Here is a 2324-nt window from a genome sequence, read left to right on the forward strand (position 1 = left end):
AAAACGCGAGTATGAATTTCCCGTTTGTGCGCTCTGACGGTGTACTCTCGGACATCAATAGTTTTGCTGGGCATTGACTGATTACTGTTGTGGACTTACTTCTTTAATATAGTTTTTCGTCTTAGTTCTACAAGATCCGTGCATCATCTGACGAAAGTAATTCTACTTAATCAATTAAGTACTCTTGCATGTCGCTTTGTCGATGGCGGAGAATACTTATCGCCTTGACCTGGATTTGACGAATCCGCTCTCGGCTGAGGTTTAGCTGTTGGCCAATCTGAGCGAGATTGAAATGCTGATCGTTCTCTAGCCCAAAGTTTAAAGTCAACACTTGACGCTGTATAGGTGTCAATGGTTCTAAGAATTTAGCTACATCTTGCGATAGAAGTTCTTGGCTAAGGAGCTTTTCTGGTGAAGCGGCATCGCTGGCTAAAATTTCGCCCAATTCTGTCTCTTTTTCATCTCCCACTTGTTTATTTAAAGAAATGGCTGTGCGAGAAGCAGTGAGATATTCTCGAAGCTTATCTGTGCTTATGTTTAATGCTGATGCAATTTCTTCGGCAGTGGCATGACGACCGAGTTTTTGAAAGCTTTCTCGCTGTACTTTCTTAATTTTGGTAAGTATTTCAGTGAGATGAACAGGCAATCTAATAGTCCGCGATTGTTCTGCTATGGCGCGTGTAATCTCTTGGCGAATCCACCAATAAGCATAGGTTGATAGCTTATAGCCCCGGTTGGGATCAAACTTTTCTATACCCCTTTGTAAACCGATCGCTCCTTCTTGGATCAAATCTAGAAATTCCAAATTGCGGTTCTGGTATTTCTTGGCAACAGATACTACCAGTCGCAGGTTAGCTGTTACCATTTTTTGTTTAGCTTTTTGACCAAGGTGTAGTGCTGCTCGGATTTGTGCTTCGGTTTTTTCAACAGCGTTGGCTAATTCTGTCATTGTTGGTTCACGGTCTAGCTGTTGAGTGAGTTGATTTTTAGATTGCTCAATGGCAATCATCTGTTGTACCTGCCTAGCATAAGCAATCTCTTCGTCTGGTTTTAATAAAGGATACTGACCAATTTCTTGCAAATAGATGCGAACCATATCGGAACTGAGGCTGGACATACAAACTCAACGCTTTTTTTAAAACTAGGGGATTCAAAAGTATAAATCAAATAGCTCAATAAAGTTTTCTATTTTGAAGAACCAAAACACATCACCAATCCAGTCCTGCCTGAAGTAACCTCTGCTTCAACCGTGTGTACCGCCGTTGGTCATCAGTAGAGCGCACCGCCAGAGATATCGCTTTTTTTGCTCCAACCACGATCGCTAACTTCTTGGCACGAGTTATACCAGTGTAAAACAGGTTTCGAGTCAACATCATATAATGCTGCATATAAATTGGCAGAATCACCACCGGATACTCTGAACCCTGGCTTTTATGTATAGTAACGCTCCAGGCTAAAGTAATTTCATTCAGGTCAGCATAGTCGTAAATCACAGTACGCTCTCCATACTGCACAATTACTTCTTGTTCAACAGTATCAATGTCGGTGATAATTCCCAAATCTCCATTGAAGATTTCACGCTGGTAATCATTCATTTGTTGAATGACGCGATCGCCAACTCGCAGTATCATCCCACCTCTATTAATTTCCACCTTGTCGGGGGTAGGTGGATTAATCAACTGCTGCAATACAGTATTAAGGTTGCGAGTCCCTACCAAGCCCCGCGACATTGGACAAAGTACTTGCACATCAGTAGCAGGATTAAAACCTAAGCGGCGAATCAAATCGCTAATCAACTCGCAGATTGCCTGTACACCATGTTCGGGCTGATGTCCGCCGCCGTGCCAAATACAGTCGGACACAGGATTATCGGAGATTGGCTCGATTGTGGGATAAATTCCTCGATTAATCTGGTGGGCGGCGGTGATAATTGCGCTCTGTTGAGCTTGACGGAATACCTGGGTCAACCGCACCACGGGAACTCGCCCAGAATTAATCAGATCAGCGAGTATTTGACCTGGGCCCACAGATGGTAGCTGGTCAATGTCACCCACCAACAACAGTAGAGCGCCAGCTAGTACTGCTTTAATTAAGGAGTAAGCCAGAAACAGATCAAGCATCGAAGCTTCATCAGCGATAATTGCCGTGTGGGGTAAAGGATTTTCGCTATCACGCTTGAAACCTCTTGAGCGCGGGTCAAATTCTAACAAGCGATGAATAGTTTTTGCTTCCAGCCCAGTCATTTCACCCAAACGTTGAGCAGCGCGTCCAGTGGGTGCAGCTAGGGCTATGGATTTACCCATTGCTTTCCACAGGCTGACAAT

The 2324-nt window shown here is 43.9% G+C and carries 2 protein-coding genes; both read right to left on the minus strand.

From position 1 onward, the window contains the following. Positions 1 to 166 precede the first annotated feature (166 nt). Positions 167 to 1117 carry an RpoD/SigA family RNA polymerase sigma factor gene (locus GNF10_RS36465; RefSeq protein ID WP_185586319.1) on the minus strand — a complete coding sequence of 317 codons (951 nt, stop codon included), beginning with the start codon at positions 1115 to 1117 and terminating at the stop codon, positions 167 to 169. A 91-nt stretch (positions 1118 to 1208) separates the two neighbouring features. After that, a partial coding sequence (locus tag GNF10_RS36470; protein WP_185607468.1) for an ATP-dependent RecD-like DNA helicase occupies positions 1209 to 2324 on the minus strand: 1116 nt, incomplete at its 5' end.

This window comes from Nostoc sp. UCD121 (genome assembly GCF_014222285.1).
GTDB lineage: Bacteria > Cyanobacteriota > Cyanobacteriia > Cyanobacteriales > Nostocaceae > Nostoc.